The organism is Nocardioides abyssi, from assembly GCF_030412915.1.
Lineage (GTDB): Bacteria > Actinomycetota > Actinomycetes > Propionibacteriales > Nocardioidaceae > Nocardioides > Nocardioides abyssi.
On sequence record NZ_JAUHJR010000001.1, the window covers coordinates 454,748 to 473,961 of the forward strand.

Consider the following 19,214-nt stretch of genomic DNA (forward strand, 5'->3'; position numbering starts at 1 on the left):
TCGAGCAGCGAGCGCCGCCCTGCGCCCCTCACCGGGTTTCGACACGTTCGGCGCCGGGGCGCCTCACGGCTCAACCAGCGATGTCGTCAGTGGGCGGCGGCGTCCTCGGCGGCGTGCTCGGCGGCGGCTGCGGCTTCCGGGTCCTCCTTGGCGGGGACCCGGCCGGCGCGGTCGAGGTCGATGGTGAGGTTGTCGCCGGTCTCGGGGTCGAAGAGGTGCATGGCACGGGCGTCGACCCAGATCTCGGCGTCGTCGCCCTCGGCGATCTGGCTGGAGCCGTCGAGGGAGACGACGAGCTGGCTGCGCATCGTGTCGCCGTCCAGGTCGCGCTCGAGCTGGGTGAGCTGCTCGCGGACCGCGTCGTCGGCCTCGAACGGGATGTAGGCGTAGGCCTCGTTGCCGAGCCACTCCACGACGTCGACCTTGGTGGTGAAGGTCGAGCCGAGGTCGCGCTTGGCGTCGTCGACGACGGCGGCGTCCTCGAAGTGCTCGGGACGGATGCCGGCGATCAGCAGCTTGCCCTCCGGCACCCGGCCGGCCTTGTCCTCGGGCAGCCGCACGGTGCCGAAGGGCAGCTCGACCGAGCCGCCTTGGACCGTGGCGGGCAAGAAGTTCATCGGCGGCGAGCCGATGAAGCCGGCGACGAAGAGGTTGGCGGGGTTGGTGTAGAGCTCGCGGGGCGAGGCGAGCTGCTGGAGCACGCCGCGCTTGAGCACCGCGACGCGGTCGCCGAGCGTCATCGCCTCGGTCTGGTCGTGGGTGACGTAGACGGTGGTGATGCCCAGCCGCTTCTGCAGGCGGGCGATCTCGGTGCGCATCTGGCCGCGCAGCTTGGCGTCGAGGTTCGACAGCGGCTCGTCGAAGAGGAACGCGTCGGCGTCCCGGACGATCGCGCGGCCCATGGCGACGCGCTGGCGCTGGCCGCCGGAGAGGTTGCCGGGCTTGCGCTCGAGGTGCTCGTCGAGCTCGAGGGTCTTCGAGGCGTCGCGGACCTTCTGGTCGACCTCCTCGTCGGAGGCGCCGGCCAGGCGGAGCGGGAAGGCGATGTTCTCGTAGACGGTCAGGTGCGGGTAGAGCGCGTAGTTCTGGAAGACCATCGCCAGGTTGCGCTCGCGCGGGGCGAGGTCGTTGACCCGGCGCTCACCGATGACCATGTCGCCGTCGGTGATGTCCTCCAGGCCGACGATCATCCGCAGCAGCGTGGACTTCCCGCAGCCCGACGGGCCGACGAGGATCATGAACTCGCCGTCCTGCACGTCGATGGAGACGTCGTTGACGGCCGGGAACCCGTCGCCGTACTTCTTGACGATGTTCTTCATGGTGATGGCAGCCATGGCGGGTCAACCCTTCACTGCGCCGGAGGTGAGGCCGGCGACGATCTTGCGCTGGAACAGCAGGACGATGATCACGATCGGGATGGTGGCGACGACGGCCCCGGCGGCCAGCAGGGACGCGGGCCGGCTGAACGGGTCGGGGCCGACGAAGAACGACAGCGCCGCGGGGATCGGCCGGGCGGTCTCGGTCGAGGTGAGCGAGATGCCGAAGACGAAGTCGTTCCACGCGAAGAAGAAGGTCAGGATCGCCGCGGTGAAGACGCCCGGCGCGGCGAGCGGCACGATCACCTTGCGGAACGCCTGCCAGGAGGTCGCGCCGTCGACCTGCGCGGCCTGCTCCATCTCCCACGGGATCTCACGGAAGAACGCCGACAGCGTCCAGATCGCCAGCGGGAGCGTGAAGGACATGTAGGGGATGATCAGGCCGAGCCAGGTGTCGTAGATCCCGATCGTGCGCCACATGTCGAACAGCGGGCCCACCAGCGAGACGACGGGGAACATCGCGATCACCAGCGCGGTGGTGAGCACGAAGCGCTTGCCGCGGAACTCCAGGCGGGCGATGGCGTACGCCGCCAGCGTGGCGATCACGACCGAGAGCAGCGTCGCGATGAGCGAGATGCCGATCGAGTTGAGGATCGCGCGGCGGAACTGGTCGTCCCCGATGACGTCGGAGTAGTTCTGCCAGCCCGCGCCACCGCCGGGCTGTGGGAGGAACCCCTCGCTGCCGTTGCTGACGGCGTCCTGGGACTTGAAGGACAGCGAGATGATCCACGCGACCGGCAGCAGGCACCAGACGAGGATCGCGGCGAGCCCGACGCCGAGGCCGATCTTCTGCTTCATGGGCTCATCCCTCCTGCCGGGCCGAGGCCAGGTCGACGCGGAAGATCTTCACGATCAGGTAGGCCACGACCAGCACCGAGAGGAACAGCAGCACCGAGAGCGCGGAGCCGATGCCGAGCTGGAACTGCTCGATCACCTGCCGGTAGGTCAGGAACGAGATCGACTCGGTGCCGTTGGCGCCGGCGGTCATCACGTAGATGTTGTCGAAGATCCGGTAGGCGTCCAGGGCACGGAAGAGCACCGCGACCATGATCGCCGCCCGCATGTTCGGCAGGATCACCTTGAACAGCCGCTGGAACCAGGTCGCCCCGTCGACCTTCGCGGCCTCGATCATGTCCTCGGAGACCTGGGCCAGGCCGGCCAGCAGGAGCAGGGACATGAAGGGCGTGGTCTTCCAGATCTCGGAGACCATGATCGCGACGATCGAGGAGTCGTAGGCCCCGAACCAGTCGAAGGTGTCGTCGAGGAACGGCAGCCAGCCGTTGACGAAGCCGTTGTCGCTGGAGAACGCGAACTGCCAGGCGAAGCCCGAGACGACGGTGATGATGCCGTAGGGGATGAGGATCGAGGTGCGGATCACGCCGCGGGCGAAGATCACGCGGTGCATCACCATCGCGAAGGCGAAGCCGATGACCAGCTCGACGGCGACCGTGACGAGCATGATCATCACGGTGTTCGCGGTGTCCCGCCAGAACAGGCTGTCGGTCAGCGCCGTCACGTAGTTCTGCAGCCCGACGAAGCTGCGCTCGTCGGGGTCGGTGAGGCTGTAGTCGAACAGCGAGAGGTAGAGCGCCCGGATCATCGGGAACGCCGTCACGACCAGCATCAGCACGATCGCCGGGGCCACGAGCTTGCGGCCGAGGCTGTTCTCGGCGCGGGCCCGGTCGGAGTCCGGCGCCTTGGGCGTGGAGCGCGGCTTCTTCGCCGTGGCGGTCTGCACCGTCGAGGTGGTCACAGCAGTGCCTTCCCGTCGAGGACGGCGCGGAGGAAGTCCGCCGACTCCTGCGGGGTGGAATCGGGGTCGACCCCCGTCGGGGAGTGCCAGACCGACTGCACGGCGCTGGAGATCTGGCTGTAGTAGGCGCTCTTGGGGCGCGGCCCGCCGCTGTCGATGCTGTCGCGGTAGAGCTCGAGCAGGTCCGGCGGGTAGGCCTCCTGGAGCTCGGGGGAGTCGTAGACCGAGCCGCGCGAGGGCATCAGCCCGTCGGTGACGGCGAGCTGGGTCTGCGCCTCGGGAGAGGTGATGCAGACCGCGGCCTCCTGGGCGGCGTCGATGTCCGGGGTGAAGGCGCCGACGCCGATGTCGATGCCGCCGATCGGGGGCTTGGACTCCTCGCCCTCGACGGTCTGGGGGTAGCGGGCCCAGCCGAGGTCCTTCAGGGCCTCCTCGTCGGGCGGGCCACCGGGCTTGCCGACGGTGCTCTCGTAGTTCTTGTAGACGAAGGTCCAGTTGGTCATGAACTCGCCCGGTCCCTCGTCGGGGTACATCACGCCGAGGCTGCTGCCCTCGTTGGAGGTCGACAGGCCCGGGATCGTGGCGTCGGAGTCCACGAGCTTCTTGATCACCGCCGCGGCCGCCTCGCCGGCATCGGAGTCGATCGTGACCTCCGCGTCGCGCCCGGCCTCGGTCTTCTCCACGATCGTGCCGCCGGCGCCCTGGATCATCGCGTTGATCCACACGACGTACGCCTCGTAGCGGTCGGCCTGCACGCCGACCTTGCCGCCCTCGGCGTCCGCGGCCTCGATGACCTGGTCCCAGGTCACCGGCTTGCTCATGTCGAGCCCGGCGGCCTCCGCCAGCGACTTGCGGAACCACAGCACCTGGGTGTTGGCCCACTGCGGGGCAGCGACGACCTCGTCCTCCCAGGAGACGGTCTCCGCGGCGCCGGCCAGCACGTCGTCGTCGACCACCTCGTCCGCCAGGTCACCCTCGAAGGGCGCCAGCCAGCCGGCGTTGGCGAACTCCGGCACGAAGACCGGGTCGAGGCTCATCAGGTTCGTCGAGGAGTCCTTGGCCGCGAGCCGGCGCGCGAGCTGCGTGCGCTGGTCGGTCGCGCTGGTGGGCAGCAGCTGGATCTCGATCTTGTAGTCGTCGGTGCTGCACTCCTCGGCGATCTTCGCCAGCGTGGCCTGACCGTCGGGGTTGATGTACCAGTTCAGGGTCGACCTGCCGTCGCCGTCGCCCGAGCAACCCGCCAGCAGCGCCGAGGCGCAGGCCAGCGAGACGAGCCCCGCGGACGCCCGTCGGCGTCGGGACCTCAGTGGTCTCCTCGCATCCATCGTGCCCTCGCTCCCTCGTGATGGGGGTCACGTGCCCGCTTCGGGCGGTGCTGACACACCTGGTGGCACACGTCTGACATTCCCCCTGGCATTCCCCCTGGCATTCCCCTTGGCATTCGCCTTGCGTTCCGGGTGTCTGCTGCGCGGTCCACGGCCCCGCGGGGGCGGCCAGGCACTACTGTGAACGCCGTCACTTCACGACGGATCGTCCGGCACGTACCTGCCGGTGAAGGAACGAGGAAAATTCAATGGCAACAGTGACGTTCGAGGGTGCCCAGCGCTGGTACCCCGGCGCGGACAAGCCCGCTGTCCCGGGCATCGACCTCCACATCGAGGACGGCGAGTTCATGGTGCTCGTCGGTCCCTCCGGCTGCGGCAAGTCCACGACCCTGCGCATGCTCGCGGGGCTCGAGGAGGTCAACGCCGGCAAGATCTTCATCGGGGACCGGGAGATCACCGACACCCCGCCGAAGGACCGGGACATCGCGATGGTGTTCCAGAACTACGCGCTCTACCCGCACATGAGCGTGGCCGACAACATGGGTTTCGCGCTCAAGATGGCCAAGGTGCCGACCGAGGAGCGCCGCAAGCGCGTCGAGGAGGCGGCCCGGATCCTCGGGCTCACCGACTACCTCGACCGCAAGCCCAAGGCCCTGTCCGGCGGCCAGCGCCAGCGCGTCGCGATGGGCCGCGCGATCGTGCGCAGCCCGCAGGTCTTCTGCATGGACGAGCCGCTGTCGAACCTCGACGCCAAGATGCGCGTCCAGACCCGCACCGACATCGCCAAGCTCCAGGCCGACCTCGGCGTCACCACCGTCTACGTCACCCACGACCAGGTCGAGGCGATGACGATGGGCGACCGCGTCGCGGTGATGAAGGAGGGCATCCTCCAGCAGGTCGACAGCCCGCTGCGGCTCTACGACAAGCCGGTCAACCTGTTCGTGGCCGGCTTCATCGGCTCCCCGCAGATGAACCTGATCGAGGCGACCGCCGCCGAGGGCCGGGCCCGGATCGGGGAGTACCTCGTCCCGGTCGACCCGACCGCCGCCAAGACGATGCAGGGCCGGATCACCGTCGGTGTCCGACCCGAGGCGTGGCGCGTGGTCTCCGCGGCCGAGGGTGGCCTGCCGGTGCAGGTGACGGTCGTCGAGGAGCTCGGCGCCGACGCGTTCGTCTACGGCACCAGCGGCGTCGAGGGCACCCCGCACAACATCATCGTGCGGGTCTCCGGGCGCGACAAGGTGCACAAGGGCGACACCATCCACGTCACCACCGACCCCGAGAACGTGCACGTGTTCGACACCGACACCGGTGAGCGACTCTCGGACTGAGCGAGCAGTGCCGCGCGAGGAACGAGCGCGGCGCGTGGGCTCGCGAAGGTCGAGCAAGCCCCGCGGCTGAGGGACGAGGCCGCGGCGGGCGGGTCGAGACCCGGTGGGACGAGGCAGGGCGGTGACCGGAGCGGTCACCGCCCTGCTGCGTCTCAGGAGCGCGGAGCGCCGACCCGGTCCGCCGTACGCCGGATGGCGGCCGCGAACGTCTGGTGCAGCGCGGGCGGCATGTCGTGGCCCATCCCGTCGACGAGCAGCAGCTCGGCGCCCGGGATCGCGCGGGCGGTGGCGCGGCCGCCGGAGACGTGGACCATCCGGTCGGCGAGGCCGTGCACGACGGTGGTCGGGACCCGCACGCTGCGCAGCCGCGCGCTGCGGTCGGGCTGGGTGAGGATCGCCAGCATCTGGCGCATGGTGCCGGCGGCGCTGACGCCGCGGTCCCACGTCTCCTCCGCGCGCCGGCGGGTCTCCTCCTCGGTCTCGGGGTAGCCCGGCGAGCCGATGAGGCGCCACATCTGCCGGCTGCCCTTGACGTAGGCCTCCCGCGAGGCGCGCTTGTTGCCGATGAGCGCGGGCAGCAGGGAGGGGTGCTGCCAGCCGACGGTGCGCCGCCCGGTCGTCGACATGATGCTCGTCATCGACAGGACCCGGCGCGGGTCGGCGATCGCCATGGTCTGGACGATCATCCCGCCCATGGACACACCCGCCACGTGGGCGGCGTCGATGCCGAGGTGGTCGAGCAGGCCGAAGGCGTCGCCGGCGAGGTCGCCGAGGGAGTACGGCGCCCGAACTCGCTGGCGGCTGAAGGCGCGCACCAGCGACGCGCGGGTCACCCGGCCCTCCATCCGCGAGGAGCGGCCGGTGTCGCGGTTGTCGTAGCGCACGACGAAGAAGCCGCGGCCCGCCAGCATCCGGCACAGGCCCTCGTCCCACCAGGTCATCGGCCCGCCGAGGCCCATCACCAGCAGGAGCGGCTCGTCGTCGGGGTCGCCGAAGGTCTGGTAGCACAGCTCGACGTCCGGCCGGACCGGCGCGAACAGCTCGGCCGAGGCGGCCGGCTCGGAGGTCTCGGACGATCGGGCAGACATGCCTGTCAGTCAAGCAGACGGCCCGTGGCCGCGCGTCGTCCGGAAACGACGGTGAGCCAGGTCACTTGTGGGTAACGTCGAGACGTGAGCCAGTCGACCATGGGGGCGTTCCTGCTCCCCGAAGGATTCGCGCCCCCGCCGCTCGTCGCCCTCGTGCGCGAGGGCAGCATCGTGGGCGAGGCCGGCCGCTACGCGCTCCGCAGCCGTGCCGACCGCCGCGCGCGCCGCGCCACGCCGTACGTCGGTCGCGTGCCCGCCCGGCTCGCCGACCCCGTCCTGCTGGTGCCGGGCTTCCTGGCCGGCGACACGTCCCTGTCGTTCATGGGCCGCGCGCTGCGGGCCCAGGGCTTCCGCACCTACCGCTCCACGATCCGCGCCAACATCGGCTGCACCCTGAGCGCGGCCGACCAGCTCGAGGCACGCCTGGAGTCGATCGCGGCCCGCCGCGGGACCCGCGTGCAGGTCGTGGGCCACAGCCTCGGCGGCATGCTCGCCCGCGGCGTCGCCGTCCGCCGCCCCGACCTGGTCTCGGGGATCATCACGATGGGCAGCCCGATGATGGCGCCCGGCGCCCACCACGGCGTCCTGACCCGCAGCGTCGACGTGCTCATCCGCCTCTCCCGGGCCGGCGTGCCCGGGATGATGTCGGAGGACTGCGTGGCAGGCGACTGCGCCCGCCAGTCGTTCGAGGAGAGCCGGCTGCCGCTGGCCGACGACATCGGGTTCACCGCGATCTACTCCCAGCGCGACGGCATCGTCGACTGGCGCGCCTGCGTCGACCCGCTCGCCGAGGCGGTCGAGGTGACCGCCTCCCACGTCGGCATGGCCGTGGACCCGCGGGTCATCGACCACGTCACCGCCGCGCTGCGGCGGCGGACGCTGGGCTCAGCGGTCGAAGTCGATCGCGGAGTAAGCGCGTAGCTTCTCCAGGCGGTGCTCGCTCGTGATCGAGCGGATCGTGCCGCTGCGCGAGCGCATCACCAGCGAGTGGGTGGTCGCGCCGCCGGAGCGGTAGCGCACGCCGCGCAGCAGCTCGCCGTCGGTGATGCCGGTGGCGACGAAGAAGCAGTCGTCGCCGGTGACCAGCTCGTCGGTGGTGAGCACCGCGTCGAGGTCGAGCCCGGCGTCGACCGCCCGCTGCCGCTCGGCGTCGTCGGTCGGCCAGAGCCGGCCCTGGATCGTGCCGCCCAGGCACTTCATCGCGCAGGCGGTGATGATGCCCTCGGGGGTGCCGCCCACGCCGAGGAGCAGGTCGACCCCGGTGTCGGGACGGGCGGCCATGATCGCGCCCGCCACGTCGCCGTCGCTGATGAACTTGATGCGCGCACCCGTCGCCCGGATCTCCTCGACCAGGTCCGCGTGGCGCGGCCGGTCGAGCACGACGACCGTGACGTCGCTGGCGCTGCTGCCCTTGGCCTTCGCGACGGCGTGGACGTTGTCGGCGACCGACTGGCGGATGTCGACCACGCCGGCGGCCTCGGGGCCTGCGACGAGCTTGTCCATGTAGAAGACGGCCGAGGGGTCGTACATCGTGCCGCGCGGCGCCACCGCGAGCACCGACACCGCGTTGGTCATGCCCTTGGCGGTCAGCGTCGTGCCGTCGATCGGGTCGACCGCGACGTCGCACTCCGGCCCGGTGCCGTCGCCGACCTCCTCGCCGTTGTAGAGCATCGGGGCGTTGTCCTTCTCGCCCTCGCCGATGACGACGGTGCCCTGCATGCCGATGGTCGAGATCATCACCCGCATCGCGTTGACCGCGACGCCGTCGGCGCCGTTCTTGTCGCCGCGGCCGACCCAGCGGCCCGCCGCCATCGCGGCCGCCTCCGTCACACGGACCAGCTCGAGGGCGAGGTTGCGGTCGGGCGACTCCGGTGCGACGTCCAGGCTCATGCCCCGAACCCTAGTGGTCCGCTCCACTCCGTCGGCACCCCCGCTCACGCGGTCAGCGGGGGTAGACGTCGACCTCGGTGGCCTTGATGGAGAAGATGACCGGGCTGCCGGGGGCGAGGTCGAGCTCGGCGGCGGCGTGGGCGGTGACGTCGGCGGCCAGGTCCCCGGCGCGCACGCGGACCTGGTCGCCGTGCGGCTCGAGGTCGGTGACGACGACCGGGAGGGCGGTGCGGGGGCTGCCGCCCGGGGCCTCGCGGAAGACCGAGACGGCCCGCGGCCGGAAGACCGCGACGGCCGGGTCGCCCTCGCGCAGGGCGGGGCCCGACGGGGTCCCCGCGACCGCGCGGCCCCCGCCGGAGCGGACGGCCCCGTCGGACCAGCGCCCGGAGACCATGTTCAGCCCCGCGACCCGGGCCGCGAACGGGCTGCGCGGGCGGGCCAGCACCTCCGCGGCGGGCCCCTGCTCCACGACCCGCCCGCGGTCGAGCACCACCACGCGGTCGGCCAGGAGCAGCGCGTCCAGCACGTCGTGGGTCACCACGACGGTGGTGCGGCCCTCGAGCACCCGCCGCAACGTCTGCCGCAGGGCCGGGGTGACCGCGACGTCCAGCGCCGCCATCGGCTCGTCGAGCAGCAGCAGCCGCGGCTCGGCGGCCAGCGCCCGGGCGATCGCCACCCGCTGGGCCTGCCCGCCGCTCAGCTCGCCGGGGCGCCGCCCGGCCAGGTCGGTCGCGTCGACCTCGGCGAGCCAGCCGCGGGCGCGGTCGCGGGCCGCCCCGCGGCGTACTCCTGCGGAGCGGGGACCGAAGGCCACGTTGTCGAGGGCGGTCAGGTGCGGGAAGAGGAGGGGGTCCTGGGCGAGCAGGGCGGTACGCCGTGCGTGCGGCGGCACCACGCGGCGCCCGGTGAGCTCGTGGTCGTCGAGGGTGACCCGGCCGGTGTCGGGCCGCAGCAGGCCCGCGGCGACGCCGAGGACGGTCGACTTGCCGGCCCCGTTGGGCCCGAGCAGCGCGACGGTCTCGCCGTCGGCGACCTCGAGGGAGACGTCGAGACCGCGGGCGGCCACCGTGGCCTCGAGCCGGAGGGTCACGACGGCCCCCGCAGCGGGGCGCGGCGCCGGGTGGCCAGGCCGATGACGAGGACGGCCACGACGACGAGCACGAGGGAGAGCGCCACCGCGCCGTCGACGTCGGTCTCGCGGAGCAGGTAGATCTCGGTCGGCAGCGTGCGCGTGACGCCCTGGAGGCTGCCGGCGAAGGTGACGGTGGCGCCGAACTCCCCGAGGGCCCGGGCGAAGGCGAGGACCGCGCCGGACAGCAGGCCGGGCAGCACCAGCGGGAGCGTGACCCGGCGCAGGACGGTCGTGGGCCGGGCGCCGAGGGTGGCGGCGACCAGCTCGTACCGCTCGCCGGCGGTCCGCAGGGCGCCCTCGAGGCTGACGACGAGGAACGGCAGCGCGACGAAGGTCTGCGCCATCACGACGGCCGCGGTGGAGAAGGCGACCTGCACGCCCAGCACGTCGAGCGTCTCGCCGAGCAGGCCGCGGCGGCCGAAGGTGTAGAGGAGGGCCAGGCCGCCGACGACCGGCGGGAGCACGAGCGGCAGCAGCACCAGGGACCGGACGACCCCCTGGCCGGGGAACGACGTGCGCGCCAGCACCGCCGCCATCGGCACGCCGAGCAGGACGCAGAGCACCGTGCTCGTCGCCGAGGTCCGCAGGCTCAGCAGCAGCGCGTCGCGCGAGGCCTCGGAGGTGACCAGCGCGCCGAGGTCCGACCACGGCACGCGCGCCACGATCGCGACGAGCGGCAGCAGCACGAACGCGGCGCCGAGGGCGGCGGGCGCCAGCAGCCAGCGCGGGACGCCGGGGGTCACGGGTCGCTCACGGGGCGCCGAAGCCCGCGTCGCGGAGCACCTGCCGGCCGAGGTCGCCGAGGACCAGGTCGACGAGCTCCTGGGCGAGGTCCGGCTCGTCGGCGTCGGCGAGCGCCGCGACGGGGTAGTCGTTGACGACGTCGGCGGCCTCCGGGAGCTCGATGCCCTCGACCGCGTCGCCGGCGGCGCGGACATCGGTGACGTAGACCAGCCCGGCGTCGGCCTCGCCGGAGACGACCTTGCCGAGCACGTCGCCGACCGACCGCTCCTCGCTGACCGGTGCCAGCGTCACGCCCTCGGCGCCCGCGACCCGCTGCGCGGCGGCGCCGCACGGCACCTCGGGTGCGCACACGACCAGGGCGACGTCGCGGGCCGGGTCGGCCAGGTCGGCCAGGCCGGTGACGCCCGCCGGGTTGCCCGGCGGGACGGCCAGCTGGAGGACGTTGGTCGCGAAGGTGCGGGGCTCGCCGTCGGTCAGCCCGTCCGCGACGGCGACCTCCATCGTGGTGGTGTCGGCGGTGGCGAGCACGTCGGCGGGCGCGCCCTCCTGGACCTGGGCGACGAGGTCGGTCGAGCCGCCCGTCGACAGCTGCACGTCGACGCCCTCGTGGGTGCGCTCGAATTCCTCGGCGATCTGCTCGAAGGGGCCGGCCAGCGACGACGCCGCCAGCACCCGCAGCACGGTGCCGTCGTCGGCGCCGCCGCACCCGGAGGTGAGCACGGCCGGCAGGAGCACGGCGGCCGCCAGCACGGCGCGTCTCACGGGCGCTCCACGACGACGTTGGTCGACTTCACCGAGGCGATCGCCCGCACGCCCGGCTCGAGCCCGAGCTCGTCGGCGGCCTCGGCGCTCATCAGCGACACCATCCGGTAGGGGCCGCAGACCATCTCGACCTGCGCCATGACCCGGTCGCGGACCACCCGGGTGACGATGCCCGCCAGCCGGTTGCGGGCGCTGACCGACGACGCCCGGGTCTGCTCGCGGTCGGGGTGGTCGGCCAGGGACTCGGCCAGGGCGGCCAGCTCGGGGCCGGGCACCACAGTGCGCCCGCCCTCGCTGGTGGCGGTGAGCCGACCGGCCTCGACCCAGCGCCGCAGCGTGTCGTCGCTGACGCCGAGCAGGGCGGCGGCCTCGGCCACGCGGTACGTCGTCACGCCGATGATCATGCCGCACCTGCGGCTGTTAGCGCCAGGTTCATGCCGCACGTGCGGCGCGCTCGGCTGTCCGGGGCCGCGGGGTGCGGACCGCGCGGGGGTGGCTGAGAGGATGGGCGGCGTGAGTGAGACGGGCACCCCGGGCCGCTACCAGCGCACGACCAACGGCCTCATCGGGTCGATGATCGTCGCGGTGGTCGTCGTCATCGGCGTCGTGGTGTTCCGGTCGGTCTTCCGCAACGACCTCGAGGTCGAGCCCGAGCCGATCGACTACCTCGACCTCGTCGCCGCGGTGCAGACCACCGACCGCGAGGTCGCCTACCCGCCTGCCCTGCCGGCCGGCTGGATCGCCACCAACGTCGAGGCCTCGCAGGCGGGGCAGCCGCCCCGCTTCTTCCTCGCCGTCCTGACCGACGACGGCCGGTTCATCGGGCTGCGCCAGGAGGGCGACAGCGTCGAGGACCTGCTCGAGGAGCACGTCGACGGCAGCACCGACGAGAAGGGCACGGCCGAGGTCGACAGCGAGGTCAGCGGCTCCTGGGACGTCTACACCGACGACGGCGGTGACCGGGCGTACGCCGCCCAGGTCGGCGAGGAGAACCTCCTCGTCTACGGCTCGGCGCCGGCGGAGGACCTCGAGCTGTTCCTCGGCCTGCTCAGCACCGAGCCGGTCGGCGCGACCGCCGCCGGTCGCTAGTCGTCCTGCTCCTGGTCGCCCTCGAGCGCGGCGTCCAGCCGCTCCCGGGCCCCGTCGAGCCACCGCTGGCAGGCGGTCGCGAGCAGCTCGCCGCGCTCCCACAGCGCCAGCGACTCCTCCAGCGTGGTGCCGCCGGCCTCCAGGCGGCGGACGACCTCGACCAGCTCCTCGCGGGCGGCCTCGTAGGACAGCTCCTGCACGTCGGTCGTCCCAGCTGTGGGCTCAGCCATCGTGGCCTCCATCGGTCTCGAGGGGGTCGGCGTCGACCCCGGTGGTCGTGGCGTGCACCCGGCCGTCGGCGACCCGCACGCTGACGGTCGCCCCGGCCGCGACGCCCGCGACCGAGGTCAGGACGTGGCCGTCGGTGTCCTGCAGCACGGCGTAGCCCCGCTGCAGGGTCGCCAGGGGCGAGAGCGCCCGGGCGCGGGCCCGCTGGTGGCCGATGTCGTCGGCGGCGCGGTCGAGCCGGTGACCCAGCGATCGGCGGGCCCGCGCGCGCAGGCCGGCGACCTCCTCGACGCGGGCGTGCACGAGCGAGCGCGGGTCGGCCAGCGCCGGGCGGGACCGGAGCGCGTCGAGCCCCGCCTGCTCGCGGTCGACGCGGCCGGCGACCGCCGCGCGCAGCCGGTCGCGCGCGGCGGCGACGCCGCGGAGCTCGTCGGTGACGTCCGGGACGACGAGCTTGGCGGCGTCGGTCGGGGTCGAGGCGCGGACGTCGGCGACCAGGTCGAGCAGGGGCTGGTCGGGCTCGTGGCCGATCGCGGAGACGACCGGGGTGCGGGTGGCGGCCACGGCGCGGACGAGGGCCTCGTCGGAGAACGGCAGCAGGTCCTCGACCGAGCCGCCCCCGCGGGCCACGACGATCACGTCGACCTCGGGGTGCCGGTCGAGCCGGGCGATCGCCTCCATGACCTCCGCGCACGAGCGGGTGCCCTGCATGGCGGCGTACGCCACCTCGAAGCGGACCGCGGGCCAGCGGCGCCGCGCGTTCTCCAGCACGTCGCGCTCGGCGGCGCTGCCCGGCGCGGTGACCAGGCCGACGCGGGTGGGCAGGAACGGCAGCGGCCGCTTGAGGCTCCGCTCGAAGAGCCCCTCGGCGGCGAGCAGCTGGCGGCGCCGCTCCAGCCGGGCGAGCAGCTCGCCGAGCCCGACCATGCGGATCTCGCGGGCCTGCAGCGAGATGGTGCCGCGGGTGGGGTAGTAGGACGGCTTCGCGTGCACGACGATGCTCGCGCCCTCGACGAGCGGGGCGTCGAGGGAGTCGTAGAGCGAGCGCGCGCAGGTGACCGTCACCGAGATGTCGGCGACCGCGTCGCGCAGCGTCATGAACACCGTGGCCATGCCGGTGCGCCGGGTCACCTGCGTGACCTGGCCCTCCACCCACACCGCGCCGAGGCGGTCGACCCAGCCCGCGATCGCGTTGGCGATCTGCCGCACCGGGGCCGGGGCGGCGGGTGAGGTCTCCAGGGCCATGGCGGCGAGATTAGGGGATGCCACCGACGCCCCTATCCTGGGAAGCATGAGCACCGACATCGGCATGCCCCCGATCCTGTCGCCGGAGGACGCCGAGAAGGCGGTCCTCCTCGCGGCGCCCCGGGGCTACTGCGCCGGTGTCGACCGTGCGGTCGTCACCGTCGAGCAGGCCCTGGACCTGTACGGCGCGCCCGTCTACGTCCGCAAGCAGATCGTCCACAACAAGCACGTGGTGGCCGACCTCGAGCAGCGCGGCGCGATCTTCGTCGAGGAGCTCGACGAGGTCCCGGCCGGCGAGACCGTCGTCTTCTCCGCCCACGGCGTGAGCCCCGAGGTGCACCGCCAGGCGGCCGAGCGCGAGCTGAAGACGATCGACGCGACCTGCCCGCTGGTGACCAAGGTCCACCACGAGGCGAAGCGGTTCGCCGCCGAGGACTACGACATCCTGCTCATCGGCCACGAGGGCCACGAGGAGGTCGAGGGCACCGCCGGCGAGGCCCCCGAGCACATCCAGCTCGTGCAGAGCCCCGCCGACGTCGCGGGCATCGTCGTCCGCGACCCGGCCCGGGTCGCCTGGCTCTCCCAGACCACGCTCAGCGTCGACGAGACGCTGGAGACCGTCGCCGCGATCCGCGAGCGCTTCCCGCTGCTGCTCGACCCGCCGAGCGACGACATCTGCTACGCCACGCAGAACCGCCAGCTCGCGGTCAAGGAGATCGCGCAGGGCGCCGACCTGGTCATCGTGGTCGGCTCCGGCAACTCCTCGAACTCCGTGCGCCTCGTCGAGGTCGCGCTCGAGGCCGGCGCCAAGACCTCCTACCGCGTCGACGACGCCTCCGAGATCGACGAGGCGTGGCTCGAGGGCGTCCGCACGGTCAGCGTCACCTCCGGCGCGAGCGTGCCGGAGTCGCTGGTCGACGGCGTGCTCGCCTACCTCGCTGAGCGCGGCTACCCCGACGCCAAGGCCGTGCACACCGCCGAGGAGAGCCTGATCTTCGCGCTGCCCAAGGAGCTGCGGCGCGACCTCAAGGCCGCGGCGCAGGCCCGCTGACGCCGGTCCCCGCCGACCGGCGGCGGCGCAGCACGAGCAGCGACCGGGCGCCGACCACGAGGACCAGCAGGCCGGCGCCGGCGACCGCCACGGCGGTGTAGGAGCGCTGCTCGGGGTCCTTGTCCGCGGTGGCGGACGGGGTTGCGTCGGCGGACGTGCCGGGCACCGTGGCCGGGTCGAGGCCCGCGAGCGGACGTGCCGCCCCGCCGCTGCTGACCAGCACGTCGCCGGTCAGCGCCTGCCAGCCGTCGCGGACGACCTGGTCGGCGGCCCAGGTGCGCAGCCGGCCGGAGCCCGGGCCGAGCGTGCCGAGCACGAGCAGCGGCCGTCCCGGGCCGCGGGCGGTCTGCAGGGCGGCGCCGGGCGCGCCCTCGGGGTCGGGCCGCAGCCGGGCGTCGGCGGCGTCGAGGTCCTCCGCGCCGGCGCCGACGAGCAGGCCGTGCCCGTCGGCGAGCAGCTCGTCGGGGTCGACCACCCCCACCTCGAGGGGGTACGCCGCGGCGCGCTGCAGGCCCGCGACGACCAGCGCCGCGTCGGCGGCGGCGAGGGTCCGGTCCGGCCCCTCCCCGCGCAGGCCCACCGGCAGCCGGCCCGCGAGGGCCTGGGGCAGCTCGGTGAACCCGCGGCCGTCGGCCCGCGCGTCGAGCTCGGCGGTCAGCACGGACGCGTCGGGGTCGAGCTCGACGGACAGGGGGAGGAGCGTGCCGGACGCGCAGCCGCCCTCGGGCACCGCGGTGAGCACCAGCTCGAGCCGGGTGCTCGCCGCGAGCCGGGAGCCGGGGACCGTCGTGGTGACGGCGAGGTCGCCGCCCTCGTCGAGGGTGGCCGAGTCGACCAGGCGGCCGTCGAGGTAGGTGTCCAGCCGCGCCTGCGTGCCGGCGGGGACGTCGGTGGTGGTCCCGGTCAGCTGCAGGTCGAGCCGGTCGACCGGCCCACCGAAGGCGTCCTGGGGGACCTCGAGCACCGAGGCGGAGCGGCCGTAGCCGCTGAGCACCGTGTCGCGGCCGGTGGCGCCGAGCTCGCGCAGCGTGCGGGTGACCGGCGCTGGGGCGCCGGCGCCGGAGTCGGCTGCGGGTCGTGGGGTGGTGTCACCGGCGGGGGCGAGCACGTCGAGGACCGCCCGCCGCAGGTCGTCGCCCGAGCCGGTGATGCTGAGGTTCGGCAGGCCGAAGCGGACCGCGGCGGTCGTCGTCGGCGCGCTCCCCGCCTCGCCGGGGCCGATGCGCACGACCCGCTGGCCCGCCCCGGTGCGGGGCAGGACCACGTCGGCGGTGGTCAGGGCGACCGGGACGCCGGCGCGGTAGCGCGCCGCCAGCGCACCGACGGCCGCCAGCGCGGCGTCGAGCACGTCGTCGGAGGCGTTGCGGGGGACGACCACGTCGACCCGTGAGGCCGCGGCCGGCAGGAAGCCCGCGGGGTCGAGGTCCACCGCCTCCGCGCCCTGGTGCAGCAGCGCCAGGTTGGTCAGGCGCACCTCGTGCTCCTCGACCGGGCGGCAGCCGGAGCGGTCGCCCTCGGGCCGGAAGCGCACGCCGAGGCTGATCGTCCCGTCGGGTCGCACGTCGTCGCGGCCGACCGGCAGCGCCACCCGCTGCCACGGCCGCGCCGGCACGGAGCGCACGACTCGGCCGTCGACGAGGAGGTTGACGGTTCCCCGGGAACCCTCACCGACCGTCAGCGCGCCGGTCACCCAGCGCGGGTCGACGCCCGCGGGCACCGGCACGGACACCGTCGCCGTCTGCAGCGAGGTCGTGTCCAGGCCGCCCGGCAGGGTCGTGCGCGCGGCGGCGGCCGGCTCGGCCAGCGGGCCCACCAGCGGCCCGGCCAGCGGCACGGCGAGCCCCATCAGCACGGCGGCGACCGACGTCGCCACGGCGTACCCGCTCCTGCGCAGGCTGGTCCCCACGAGCACACACCCCCCAGTCCTGGCTCACGGACCCGCGCAGCCTCCCCGGGGCGGGCGCGGCCCAAACGCCGGAGCGGGTCGAGGTCTGGACGGGTCTAGGCTCGAGGGGTGGCCCGCTTCGTCGACATCCATCCCGACAACCCGCAGCCCCGGCTGCTCCAGCAGGTGGTCGCGGCGCTCAACGACGACGCGCTCATCGCCTACCCGACCGACTCCGGCTACGCCCTGGGCTGCCGGGTCGGCAACCGCGACGGCCGCGACCGGATCCTGAAGATCCGCGGGCTCGACGACCGCCACCACTTCACGCTGGTGTGCCGCGACTTCTCCCAGCTCGGCCAGCTCGTGCACGTCGACAACGCGGCCTTCCGTGCGATCCGTGCGGCGACCCCCGGGCCCTACACGTTCATCCTGCCGGGGATGCCGGAGGTGCCGCGGCGGCTGCTGCACCCGAAGAAGAAGACCGTCGGCGTACGCATCCCCGACCACGTCTTCGTCCAGGCGCTGCTCGCCGAGCTCGGCGAGCCCCTGCTGTCGAGCACGCTGATCCTCCCCGGCGAGACCGAGGCCCGGACGATGGGCTGGGAGATCAAGGAGGACCTCGACCACGAGGTCGACCTCGTCGTCGAGTGCGGGGAGACCCCGTCGGAGCCGACGACGGTCGTCGACTGGTCCGACGGTGTGCCGGAGGTCGTACGCCGCGGTGCCGGCGACCCGGACCGGTTCGAGGCCTGAGCGGCCCGCCTCAGGAACCGAGCAGGTCGGTGGGCCGACCGGCCGCGGTGAGCACGCGCTGGCGCACGAACAGGCAGGCCAGGCAGAGCAGGTAGCCGACCACGAGGGCGGCGCTGTGGGTGGACAGCCCGGAGACGACCGCCTGGACCGCGCCGTCGTGCGGCTGCGCGATCGTGTCGGGGCGGGTGCTGCCGAGCATGGCGAAGACGACCAGCATGAGCAGCGGGGGCAGCACGCCGACGACGAAGAAGTCCGACGGCCGCACCCGCAGGGCCAACGCCACGCACAGGCCGACGAAGCACAGGTCGAAGAGCAACCCGACGTCGCCGAGCAGCCAGACGTCGAGGACCACCGCGGTCAGGGTGACGGCGAGCCCGAGCGCGACGACCTGGAAGGCCGGCTCGCGGCCTTCCTCCCACAGCGTCCTGGCTCGCTCCACGACTCTCCCTCGCCGCACCGGTCCTCGCAGGACCGAGGCCCCTCAGGCCACGGTAGGGCCGCGGTCGGCGTCGTCGGGCGCGGCACGCCGGTCCACCGCCCGCAGCTCGACGGCCCGTGGGGCGGGCAGCTCGGCGTCGGTGACGGCCAGGTCCTGGAACCGGCGGGCCGAGGGCAGCACCCGCGACTCCAGCGACCCGACGGCGGAGTTGTAGTGGCCGACGGCCGCGTTGAGCGAGCGGCCGACCGAGTCGAGGTGGCCCCCGAAGGTGCCGAGCCGGGTGTGCAGGTCGCGCCCGAGCCGGTGGATCTCGCGGGCCTGGTCGGCCAGCGCCTCGTGCGTCCAGCCGTGCGCGACGGTGCGGAGCAGCGCGATGAGCGTGGTCGGTGAGGCGAGCACGACCTGCTTGGCGGCCGCGTGCTCCAGCAGACCGCCGTCGGTCTCCAGCGCCGCGGCCAGGAACGACTCGGCCGGCACGAACAGCACGACGAACTCGGGCGTCTCCGGCAGCGAGCGCCAGTAGGCCTTGGACCCCAGCTGGTCGACGTGGGTGCGCAGCTGCCGGGCGTGCCGGACGAGGTGGTGGCCGCGCTGGGTGTCGTCGTCGGCGGAGGTCGCGTCGAGGTAGGCGTCCAGCGGCACCTTCGCGTCGACGACGACGCGCCGCCCGCCGACCAGGTTCACCACCAGGTCGGGTCGCAGCGCGCCGTCGTCGAGGCGGACCTGCTCGGCGAAGTCGCAGCGGTCGACCAGGCCGGCCAGCTCGACCGCGCGACGCAGGTGCAGCTCGCCCCACCGGCCCCGCACCTGCGGCTTGCGCAGGGCGGTCGCCAGCGACTGGGTCTCGCGGCGCAGGTCGTCGACCTGCTGGTGGAGCCGGCCGGTCCAGCCCTCGCGCTGGAGGTCGAGGTGGCGCAGCTGGTCGCTGAGCCGGTCCAGCCCCTGCATCACCTCGGCGGACTCCAGCGCGCCCTCGACCGCCGCCGGCCGCGAGCGCACCCACAGCACCCCCAGCACGGCACCGAGGGCGAGGCCGATCGCGAGGGCGAGGAGGAACGTCACCGTCTGCATGCGCGACAGCATGACGCCGCCCGCCGACAGTGCGGTTCGGCCCGCGCCGGAG

Annotated in this window: 20 protein-coding genes; 5 read left to right on the forward strand and 15 right to left on the reverse strand. The window is 73.6% G+C overall.

Annotated features, from left to right (window positions below; translation table 11 throughout):
• Nucleotides 1-86: 86 nt before the first annotated feature.
• The 4 genes from QWY29_RS02225 to QWY29_RS02240 are packed head-to-tail and all read right to left on the reverse strand — an operon-like array spanning nt 87 to nt 4,454.
• Nucleotides 87-1,334, reverse strand: coding sequence for an ABC transporter ATP-binding protein (locus QWY29_RS02225; protein WP_300959023.1), 1,248 nt, complete (start codon nt 1,332-1,334; stop codon nt 87-89).
• 6 nt (nt 1,335-1,340) lie between these two features.
• Nucleotides 1,341-2,174, reverse strand: coding sequence for a carbohydrate ABC transporter permease (locus QWY29_RS02230; RefSeq protein ID WP_300959024.1), 834 nt, complete (start codon nt 2,172-2,174; stop codon nt 1,341-1,343).
• Nucleotides 2,175-2,178: 4 nt separating this feature from the next.
• Nucleotides 2,179-3,129, reverse strand: a complete 951-nt coding sequence (locus QWY29_RS02235; RefSeq protein WP_300959025.1) for a carbohydrate ABC transporter permease — start codon at nt 3,127-3,129, stop codon at nt 2,179-2,181.
• Nucleotides 3,126-4,454, reverse strand: coding sequence for an extracellular solute-binding protein (locus QWY29_RS02240; protein ID WP_300959026.1), 1,329 nt, complete (start codon nt 4,452-4,454; stop codon nt 3,126-3,128). Before QWY29_RS02240 ends, QWY29_RS02235 begins: the two co-directional genes overlap by 4 nt.
• A gap of 248 nt (nt 4,455-4,702) precedes the next feature.
• On the opposite strand from QWY29_RS02240, the gene QWY29_RS02245 reads away from it, so the two are divergent.
• Nucleotides 4,703-5,785 (forward strand): ABC transporter ATP-binding protein, encoded by a 1,083-nt coding sequence (locus tag QWY29_RS02245; RefSeq protein WP_300959027.1) that lies wholly within the window; start codon nt 4,703-4,705, stop codon nt 5,783-5,785.
• Nucleotides 5,786-5,937: 152 nt separating this feature from the next.
• Here QWY29_RS02245 and QWY29_RS02250 read toward each other — a convergent pair whose 3' ends face one another.
• A complete protein-coding gene (locus QWY29_RS02250) occupies nt 5,938-6,873 on the reverse strand; it encodes an alpha/beta fold hydrolase (RefSeq protein ID WP_300959028.1) in 936 nt (311 codons plus the stop codon).
• Nucleotides 6,874-6,957: 84 nt separating this feature from the next.
• Between QWY29_RS02250 and QWY29_RS02255 the strand changes: the two genes are divergently transcribed.
• A complete protein-coding gene (locus QWY29_RS02255; RefSeq protein ID WP_300959029.1) occupies nt 6,958-7,794 on the forward strand; it encodes an alpha/beta hydrolase in 837 nt (278 codons plus the stop codon).
• Here the strand turns inward: QWY29_RS02255 and glpX are convergent.
• From glpX to QWY29_RS02280, 5 genes are read right to left on the reverse strand one after another with little or no spacing between them, the layout of a single operon-like run.
• Nucleotides 7,759-8,763 carry a class II fructose-bisphosphatase gene (gene glpX / locus QWY29_RS02260; RefSeq protein ID WP_300959030.1) on the reverse strand — a complete coding sequence of 335 codons (1,005 nt, stop codon included), beginning with the start codon at nt 8,761-8,763 and terminating at the stop codon, nt 7,759-7,761. The two genes, QWY29_RS02255 and glpX, sit on opposite strands and share 36 nt — an antisense overlap.
• 52 nt (nt 8,764-8,815) lie before the next feature.
• A complete protein-coding gene (locus QWY29_RS02265) occupies nt 8,816-9,853 on the reverse strand; it encodes a sulfate/molybdate ABC transporter ATP-binding protein (RefSeq protein WP_300959031.1) in 1,038 nt (345 codons plus the stop codon).
• Nucleotides 9,850-10,638: an ABC transporter permease gene (locus QWY29_RS02270; protein WP_300959032.1), complete on the reverse strand. Its 789-nt coding sequence runs from the start codon at nt 10,636-10,638 to the stop codon at nt 9,850-9,852. Before QWY29_RS02270 ends, QWY29_RS02265 begins: the two co-directional genes overlap by 4 nt.
• A gap of 7 nt (nt 10,639-10,645) precedes the next feature.
• Nucleotides 10,646-11,401 carry a molybdate ABC transporter substrate-binding protein gene (gene modA / locus QWY29_RS02275; RefSeq protein WP_300959033.1) on the reverse strand — a complete coding sequence of 252 codons (756 nt, stop codon included), beginning with the start codon at nt 11,399-11,401 and terminating at the stop codon, nt 10,646-10,648.
• Entirely contained in the window at nt 11,398-11,793 is a 396-nt protein-coding gene (locus tag QWY29_RS02280; RefSeq protein ID WP_300959034.1) for a TOBE domain-containing protein, read from the reverse strand. Before QWY29_RS02280 ends, modA begins: the two co-directional genes overlap by 4 nt.
• 121 nt (nt 11,794-11,914) lie before the next feature.
• On the opposite strand from QWY29_RS02280, the gene QWY29_RS02285 reads away from it, so the two are divergent.
• On the forward strand, nt 11,915-12,490 hold the full coding sequence (locus QWY29_RS02285; RefSeq protein WP_300959035.1) for a DUF4245 family protein: 576 nt from the start codon (nt 11,915-11,917) through the stop codon (nt 12,488-12,490).
• On the opposite strand, the gene QWY29_RS02290 is transcribed toward QWY29_RS02285, so the two are convergent.
• Together QWY29_RS02290 and xseA are read right to left on the reverse strand one after the other, a co-directional pair.
• Nucleotides 12,487-12,720 carry an exodeoxyribonuclease VII small subunit gene (locus tag QWY29_RS02290; RefSeq protein WP_300959036.1) on the reverse strand — a complete coding sequence of 78 codons (234 nt, stop codon included), beginning with the start codon at nt 12,718-12,720 and terminating at the stop codon, nt 12,487-12,489. The genes QWY29_RS02285 and QWY29_RS02290 overlap by 4 nt on opposite strands.
• Nucleotides 12,713-13,963 (reverse strand): exodeoxyribonuclease VII large subunit, encoded by a 1,251-nt coding sequence (gene xseA, locus QWY29_RS02295; RefSeq protein WP_300959037.1) that lies wholly within the window; start codon nt 13,961-13,963, stop codon nt 12,713-12,715. Before xseA ends, QWY29_RS02290 begins: the two co-directional genes overlap by 8 nt.
• Nucleotides 13,964-14,009: 46 nt before the next feature.
• Here xseA and QWY29_RS02300 point away from each other — a divergent pair, with 46 nt between their 5' ends.
• Nucleotides 14,010-15,014: a 4-hydroxy-3-methylbut-2-enyl diphosphate reductase gene (locus QWY29_RS02300; protein WP_300959038.1), complete on the forward strand. Its 1,005-nt coding sequence runs from the start codon at nt 14,010-14,012 to the stop codon at nt 15,012-15,014.
• On the opposite strand, the gene QWY29_RS02305 is transcribed toward QWY29_RS02300, so the two are convergent.
• The gene (locus QWY29_RS02305) at nt 14,989-16,887 is read right to left on the reverse strand and encodes a cellulose biosynthesis cyclic di-GMP-binding regulatory protein BcsB (protein ID WP_300959039.1); all 1,899 of its coding nucleotides are present in this window, start codon (nt 16,885-16,887) and stop codon (nt 14,989-14,991) included. The two genes, QWY29_RS02300 and QWY29_RS02305, sit on opposite strands and share 26 nt — an antisense overlap.
• Nucleotides 16,888-17,028: 141 nt before the next feature.
• Here QWY29_RS02305 and QWY29_RS02310 point away from each other — a divergent pair, with 141 nt between their 5' ends.
• Nucleotides 17,029-17,652: an L-threonylcarbamoyladenylate synthase gene (locus tag QWY29_RS02310; protein WP_300959040.1), complete on the forward strand. Its 624-nt coding sequence runs from the start codon at nt 17,029-17,031 to the stop codon at nt 17,650-17,652.
• Between the two features lie 10 nt (nt 17,653-17,662).
• Here the strand turns inward: QWY29_RS02310 and QWY29_RS02315 are convergent, their stop codons facing one another.
• Together QWY29_RS02315 and QWY29_RS02320 are read right to left on the reverse strand one after the other, a co-directional pair.
• Nucleotides 17,663-18,091: a DUF6542 domain-containing protein gene (locus QWY29_RS02315; protein ID WP_300959041.1), complete on the reverse strand. Its 429-nt coding sequence runs from the start codon at nt 18,089-18,091 to the stop codon at nt 17,663-17,665.
• 42 nt (nt 18,092-18,133) lie between these two features.
• Nucleotides 18,134-19,162, reverse strand: a complete 1,029-nt coding sequence (locus QWY29_RS02320; RefSeq protein ID WP_300959042.1) for a DNA recombination protein RmuC — start codon at nt 19,160-19,162, stop codon at nt 18,134-18,136.
• Nucleotides 19,163-19,214: the final 52 nt, after the last annotated feature.